6 protein-coding genes are annotated in these 6743 nt (G+C 72.6%); 2 read left to right on the plus strand and 4 right to left on the minus strand.

The window, feature by feature from the left end; all coding sequences use genetic code 11:
* The 4 genes from EEJ42_RS24860 to EEJ42_RS24875 all read right to left on the minus strand — a co-directional run.
* On the minus strand, positions 1–1176 hold a 1176-nt coding region (locus EEJ42_RS24860), incomplete at its 3' end, for a dihydroxyacetone kinase family protein (protein WP_123103053.1).
* Positions 1173–2633: an FGGY-family carbohydrate kinase gene (locus EEJ42_RS24865; protein ID WP_123103055.1), complete on the minus strand. Its 1461-nt coding sequence runs from the start codon at positions 2631–2633 to the stop codon at positions 1173–1175. The genes EEJ42_RS24865 and EEJ42_RS24860, both read right to left, overlap by 4 nt.
* On the minus strand, positions 2630–3700 hold the full coding sequence (locus EEJ42_RS24870) for a 2-hydroxyacid dehydrogenase (protein WP_123103057.1): 1071 nt from the start codon (positions 3698–3700) through the stop codon (positions 2630–2632). The genes EEJ42_RS24865 and EEJ42_RS24870 overlap by 4 nt, the downstream gene beginning before the upstream one ends.
* A 5-nt stretch (positions 3701–3705) precedes the next feature.
* The gene (locus tag EEJ42_RS24875) at positions 3706–4407 is read right to left on the minus strand and encodes an HAD family hydrolase (RefSeq protein WP_123103059.1); all 702 of its coding nucleotides are present in this window, start codon (positions 4405–4407) and stop codon (positions 3706–3708) included.
* A 115-nt stretch (positions 4408–4522) separates the two neighbouring features.
* Between EEJ42_RS24875 and EEJ42_RS24880 the strand changes: the two genes are divergently transcribed.
* Both EEJ42_RS24880 and EEJ42_RS24885 read left to right on the plus strand, forming a co-directional pair.
* Complete coding sequence (locus tag EEJ42_RS24880) at positions 4523–5308, plus strand: DeoR/GlpR family DNA-binding transcription regulator (protein WP_123103061.1); 786 nt, start codon at positions 4523–4525, stop codon at positions 5306–5308.
* A 125-nt stretch (positions 5309–5433) separates the two neighbouring features.
* Entirely contained in the window at positions 5434–6696 is a 1263-nt protein-coding gene (locus tag EEJ42_RS24885; protein WP_123103063.1) for an MFS transporter, read from the plus strand.
* The last annotated feature ends 47 nt before the right edge of the window (positions 6697–6743 follow it).

Raw genomic sequence — 6743 nt, forward strand, 5'->3', positions numbered from 1 at the left:
CAGCCGCCCCAGCGCCTCCGCGTCCCGGTGCAGTACGTCGCGGGCGGCGCGCAGGGCGTGGACGGCCACCTCCGCGACCTCGACGGCCGCGCCGGACGCGGTGACGGCGGACCGGTCCCGGCGGCGCGGGGCCGCGGCGGGCCGTACGGCTGCGGTCTCCGCCGGGAGTTCGGGCAGGGCGCCGCGGCGGAAGGCCGGGGTGTCGGCGGGGGCGCGCCACAGCCGTTCCAGCTCGTCGTCCAGCCAGGTCAGGGTGAGGGAGCAGCCCGCCATGTCGAGGCTGGTGACGAGTTCGCCGACCTCGGGGCGTACGGGGGTGAGCCCGGCGTCGTCCAGCAGCCGGGCCACGGCGCCCCACAGCACGTACAGCTCCTCGTACTTGGTGGCGCCGAGGCCGTTGAGGACGACAGCGACGCGCCCGCCGTCGCCCGCGTCGGCGGGCCGGTCGGCCAGCAGCCCGGTCACCAGGGCGCGGGCCAGCTCCTCCGCCGTGCCCAGGGCGTCCTCGCTCACGCCCGGCTCGCCGTGGATGCCGAGCCCGAGCCCGAGACGGCCCTCGGGGACGGTGAACAGGGGTGCTTCGCCGCCCGGCAGGGTGCAGCCGTCGAAGGCCACGCCGAGGGTGCGGGTACGGGCGTTGGTGTGCTCGGCGACGCGGACGACGTCCTCCAGCGGGGCGCCCTCCTCGGCCGCGGCCGACGCGGTCTTGAAGACGACGAAGCCGCCCGCGATGCCCCGGCGCCGCGCCGTCTGGTCGGCGGGTGCGGAGGCGATGTCGTCGGTGACGGCGAAGCAGCGGGCGGGTATGCCGTCGCCCGTGAGCTGGCGTGCCGCGAGGCCGAAGTTCATCACGTCACCGGCGTAGTTGCCGAAGAGGAAGAGGACGCCGCCGCCCGCCTCCGCCGCCTCGGCGACCGAGCGGGCGCGGGCGGCCGACGGGGAGGTGAACACGTCGCCGATGACGGAACCGTCGGCGAATCCGGGGCCGACGACACCGCAGAAGGCGGGGTAGTGGCCGGAGCCGCCGCCGGTGAGGACGGCCACCTTGCCCGCGGGGGTGGGGCGGGCGCGCACCACCCCGCCGGGCACGGCCCGTACGTGCTCGGGGTGGGCGGCGGCGAACCCGGTGATCATGTCGTCGGTGAACCGGGCGGGGTCGTTGAAGAGCCTGGTCATCGTGTGCTCCAGCCGTCGCGTGCGGCATCGAGGGCGAGGCGGTAGTCGGCGTAGCCCTCGGCGTAGTGGTCGATCAGCCCGCGCTCGGCGGGCACGGTGCGGCGCGGGGCGCGCCGGGCGGCGGCGTCGACGGGCGTGCCCAGGGAGTGCCAGGCGGTCTGGGCGGCGCCGCGGATGCCCACGGCGTCGTCGCAGACGTCCAGGTCACGGCCGAGGACTCCGGCGAAGATGCGCGCCCATTCCCCGGAGCGCGCGCCGCCGCCGCACGCGGTGATGGAGCCGCAGACGCCGAGGGTGTCCATGCAGTGCCGGGCCGAGTAGGCGACGGCCTCGCACAGCGCCCGCACCAGGTCGGCGCGCCCGGCCAGCGGGGAGAGTCCGTCGAACCGGCCGCGGGCCCGCGCGTCGACGAACGGGGCGCGCTCGCCGCTGGCGGACAGGAACGGCAGTGCGGTGACGCCGGAGGCGCCGGGCGGGGACTGGACGAGCAGCGCGTCCAGCGCCTCGATCTTCACGTCGAGCAGTTTCAGCAGCCAGTCCAGGCCCGCGGTGCCGATCATGGCGGGCATGACGCGCAGGAACCGGCCCTCGTACGGGGTGGCCAGGACCATTCCGGCCGGTTCGTCGGTGGCGGCCGGGCGCGGCTCGCTGTCGAGGATCTGGGCGGCGAGGGTGGTGCCGATGATGAGGTTGCCCTCGCCGGGTTCGGCGACTCCCGAGCCGAAGGCGCAGGCGGGGATGTCGAACGGACCGGCGGAGACCGGCAGTCCGGCGGGCAGGCCGAGCCGCCGGGCGGCGTCGGGCAGCAGCCGGTGCAGGGTGCCGGGCGGCGCCGGGTCCGGCAGCAGCCGTCGGTGGCCGGACAGTCCGCACAGGTCGAGCGCGGTCTCGTCGTACGTACGGGTGGCGACGTCGAGGAACGGCTGCGACGCGTCGGAGGCGTCGACGGTCACGGCGCCGGTCAGCCGCTGGACGACGGCGTCCACGCAGTACCCGGCGACGTGGGCCGCCTCCAGCCGCTCCGGCTCGTGTTCGGCGAGATGGGCCAGCAGAGGTGCGGCGGAGCCGGGGAACAGGCCGACGCCGGTGCGCTCGTGCAGGGCGCGCAGGGTGCCGTCGGCGGTCCACCGGTCGAGCCGGTCCGCGGCCCGGCCGTCCATCCAGGACAGCGCGCGGCCGACGGGGGCGCCGGTGGCGTCGCGCAGCCACAGGCCGTCGCCCTGCCCGGTGAGGGCGAGGGCCTCGACCGGTTCGCCGTCCATCTCCGCGGTGTCGGCGAGGGCCGCCCGTACGACGGTCTCCACGGTGCCCACGACGTCGTCCAGGTCCTGTTCGACGCGCTGTCCGGGCAGGGTGTAGACGGTGCTGCGGGCCTCGTGGGCGGGGGTGGTGCGGCCGTCGCGGGAGATCAGCTGGGCCTTGGTGACCGACGTACCGATGTCCACTCCGACGATCATGATCGGCCTCCGGTCAGCACCTCCGGGTTGGCGACGTGCCGCAGCGGGTCGCCGCGCAGGAATCGGGCGGCCTCGGCGGCAGTGATCATGGCGGCCCGGTCGGCGGTCTGCCGGGTGGCGCCCGCCAGATGCGGCGTGGTGATGACGTTGGGCGCGCGGTGCAGCGGCCAGTCGGCCGGGGGCGGTTCGACGTCGTAGACGTCGAGGGCGAGCGCGCCGAGGCGGCCGGACTCCAGCAGGCCGGGCAGCGGGGCGTAGTCGAGCAGGTCGCCGCGGGCCGAGTTGACGAGGACGGCACCCTCGGGCAGCAGGGCGAGGTTGTCGGCGTTGAGCAGATGCCGCGTCTCGGGGGTGACCCGGGCGTGCAGGCTCACCACCGAGCTGCGCCGCAACAGGTCGTCCAGGGTGGTGAGTTCGACGCCGTCGGCCTGTGCCCGGGCCTTGTCCGCGTACGGGTCGGACACGAGGACGTGGGCGCCGAAGGCGCGCAGCACGCGGGCGACGATCGCGCCGATGGCCCCGTAGCCGACGAGGCCGACGGTGGCGCCGTCGAGTTCGAGGCCGGCGTTCTCGTAGGCGTAGTAGTCGCCGCGCCACACGCCGTCCTTGAGGGCCGCGTCGGCGAAGGTGATGCGGCGCAGGGCGGCGAGGATCAGGCCGACGGCGAATTCGGCGGCCGCGGCCGCGTTGCGCCCGGGGGTGAAGGTGACGGGGATCCCGGCGGCGGTGGCGGCGGCCACGTCCACGTTGACGGGGCCGCCGCGGGCCACGCCGATGAACTTCAGCCGGGGCGCCTCGCGGATGACACGGGCGGTGAAGGGGGCCATCTGGGTGAGGGCGACGCTCGCGTCACCGAGCGCCTCCAGCACCTGGTCCTCGGTGCCGCTGGCCTCCTTGACGCCGCCGTTTCCGTGGGCGTCGGCGCCGACCGGGCCGAAGGGCTCGTTCGGCCAGCGGGTGCGCAGCGTGCGGAAGGTCAGCCCGGCCGAGGGCAGGGCCTCGCCGAGCGCGGCGGAGAAGAGGTCGGGGGCGATGAAGTCGTCGCCTGCTACCAGGACCGTGGTCATGTCGGTCACTCCCCTCGGGGCTCGGGCCGGTTGTCGGGCCGGGCGTCTCGCGCATCGAGCCTGCTGAGCAGGAAGTCGCGTACGGCGCCATGGTCCGGGGAGCGGAAGGCGGCGGCCGCGAGGGCGTCCTCGGCGGGTGGGTACTGCGGATTGGGGATGGCCACGACGGTCATCCCGGCGGCCGCGGCGGCGCGCAGTCCGTTGCTGGAGTCCTCGACCGCGAGACAACGCTCCGGGGCCACGCCGAGTGCGCTCGCGGCGGCGAGGTAGACGTCCGGGCTCGGCTTTCCGCGCGGAACTTCGGCGCTGGAGACGGTCGCCTTGAAGTGGTGGTCGACCCCGTGGTGGACGAGGACGGCGTCGATGACCCGGCGCGGCGCGGACGAGGCGAGCGCGACGGGTCCGCGCTCGGCGGTGGCGGTGATCATCTCGCGGGCTCCGGGCAGCAGCTCGATGCGCCCGTCGGCCAGCGCCTGGACCATGCCGTCGACCACGGTCCGTTCGGTGGTTTCCGCGGGATCGCCCGCCCCGCAGAACCGGGTGAGGTAGGCGGCCCACTCGGGGGCGCTCATCCCCTGCACGTCACGGGTCTGGTCCGGGCCCCAGGAACGGCCGTGTCCCGCGGCGTACGCGGTCCACAGCTCCTCCCACAGATGCTCGCTCTCCACCAGGACGCCGTCCATGTCGAAGACCACTGCGTCGGCCATGCGTACCCCTGATCCCCTGGCTGATGATTGAGTCGTTGCGTCACAGCGAAATTAACAGTCTCCGTGTGACTTGTCACTGGTTACATGTGAGAAATCGACACGGCAGGATGGAGCCATGACTCTCCCGTCTTCGCGCGGTGCGCGCCAACAGCGACACCAACTGATCGTCGACCACGTCCTGGCCCGGGGGGACGCCACCGTGGCCGAGCTCGCCGAGCTGACCGGCGTCAGCCTGATGACGGTCCACCGGGACATCGCCGAGCTGGCGGACCGCGGCATCCTGCGCAAGTACCACGGCGGTGTCTCCGCGCAGCCCTCGATGGTCTTCGAGTCCAGTTCGGACTTCCGGCTGCACTCGCACGCCGACGAGAAGCAGGCGCTGGCCCGCGCCGCGCTGTCGTTCGTGGCCCCGGGCATGTCGGTGATGCTGGACGACTCGACCACGGCGCTGGCCCTGGCGCGGCTGTTGCCCGAGGTGGGGCCGCTGACCGTGGTGACCAACTACCGTCTGATCACGGAGGAGCTGAGGGGCGCCGAGGGCATCCGGCTGATCTGCGTGGGCGGCGAGTACTCGCGCACCCATGACTCGTGGATCGGGCTGCCGGCCATCGACATGATCAGCGGCGTCTCCGTCGATCTGACCGTGCTGTCCACCTCCGGGATGACCGCTGGCATGACGTTCCACCAGGAGCAGGAGATCGTCAGCATCAAGCGGGCGGCCCGGCAGGCGGGCGCGACGAGCGTGCTGCTCATGGACCACAGCAAGGTGGGCCGCCGGGCGCTGCACCGGCTGGAGAGCGTGGACTCCTTCGACCATGTGCTGCTGACCGGGCCGGTGGACGAGGAGCTGCTGCGGGAGATGCGGGAGCTGACCGATGTGCGGGTGGTCGAGGCGGGATAATTAACAACGCGGCTCGTTATTTTTACCAAGACTCTTGATATTTCTCTCGGCGCGCTTGAGTATCTGCGGTCGTACTCCGTCACACCTCAGAGACACCACAGACACACCTCAGAGTGGAGGTAGCGATGCCGAAAGCCTTGGTCCTGGGCTATGTGGGCGTGCTGTTGTTCATGATCGGCGATGGTGTCGAATCCGGCTTCATCGCCCCGTACATGGCCGACCACGGCGCCGCGACGGACGTACGGGCCGGGTACGTCATCACGGTGTACGGCATCGCCGTCATGCTGGCGTCCTGGTTCTCCGGTGCGCTCTGCCAGGTGTGGGGGCCGCGCCGGGTGATGTGGATCGGCCTGGTGATCTGGGCCGTCTTCGACGCCGCGTATCTGCTCTTCGCGCTGGGCACCGAGAACTACCCGCTGATGCTGGTCTTCTACGGCATCCGGGGCTTCGGCTACCCGCTCTTCGCGTTCGGCTTCCTCGTATGGATCACCAACACGGCGCCCAAGGCCCGGCTCGGCACCGCGGTCGGCTGGTTCTACTTCGCCTTCACGGGCGGCCTGCCCACCCTCGGCTCGCTGTGGTCGAGCCTGACCATCCCCTGGTTCGGCCGCCTCGGCACGCTGTGGTCCGCGCTCGGCCTCATCCTCCTCGGCGGCGCCATCGCCCTGGTCGGCGCGCGGCGGAGGCCCGGTGGTGACCGGATGGCGCCGCCGGAGGTCACCACCGGGCAGAGCCTGCTCAACTCCGTCTCCATCATCTGGACCCATCCGCGCGTCCTGGTGGGCTGCCTGGTCCGGGTCATCAACACGGCCCCCGAGTTCGGCATGCTGGTGTACCTGCCGCGGATCTTCTCCGACGACATCGGTTTCGGCGAGGACAAGTGGCTCCAGCTGCTGGCGATCATCTACGGCACGAACATCTTCTTCAACCTCATCTTCGGTGTCCTCTCCGACCGCATCGGCTGGCGCACGACCATCGCCGGTTTCGGCGCCCTGGGCTGCGCGATCAGCGTCACGACGCTGTACTTCGTACCGGTGTGGCTCGGCCCGGACTACTTCTGGGTCGCGGTGCTCGCGGGCATGTTCTACGGGGCGACCCTCGCGGGATTCGTGCCCATCTCGGCGCTCATCCCGTCGATGGCCCCGGAGAACAAGGGCGGTTCGATGGCCCTGCTCAACCTGGGCGCGGGCGGCGCGGCCTTCGTCGGCCCGGCGCTCGCCAGCCTGTTCTTCCCCCTCGTCGGCGCGGGAGGGGTCACGCTCGTCTTCCTCGCCCTGTACCTGGTGGCCTTCGTGCTGACGCTGCTGCTGAAGCTGCCGGAGGAGCGGGGCGGCGAGCCGGTGGCGCCCGCAGCGTCCCGGACGGACGCGGCCGCGACGCCGTCGTAGCTCTCCGATCGGTCGTCCATGGCCGGAACCTGGTGCTCCCCTTCGCC

The sequence above is a fragment of the Streptomyces botrytidirepellens genome, from assembly GCF_003721215.1.
In the GTDB taxonomy this organism is placed as follows: domain Bacteria; phylum Actinomycetota; class Actinomycetes; order Streptomycetales; family Streptomycetaceae; genus Streptomyces; species Streptomyces himastatinicus.

Excerpts from the sequence above, each read along its gene's own strand:
- EEJ42_RS24880 (WP_123103061.1), top strand. The coding sequence starts at position 4,523 with ATGACTCTCCCGTCTTCGCGCGGTGCGCGCCAACAGCGACACCAACTG.
- EEJ42_RS24885 (WP_123103063.1), top strand. The coding sequence starts at position 5,434 with ATGCCGAAAGCCTTGGTCCTGGGCTATGTGGGCGTGCTGTTGTTCATG.
- EEJ42_RS24870 (WP_123103057.1), bottom strand. The coding sequence starts at position 3,700 with ATGACCACGGTCCTGGTAGCAGGCGACGACTTCATCGCCCCCGACCTC.
- EEJ42_RS24875 (WP_123103059.1), bottom strand. The coding sequence starts at position 4,407 with ATGGCCGACGCAGTGGTCTTCGACATGGACGGCGTCCTGGTGGAGAGC.
- EEJ42_RS24865 (WP_123103055.1), bottom strand. The coding sequence starts at position 2,633 with ATGATCGTCGGAGTGGACATCGGTACGTCGGTCACCAAGGCCCAGCTG.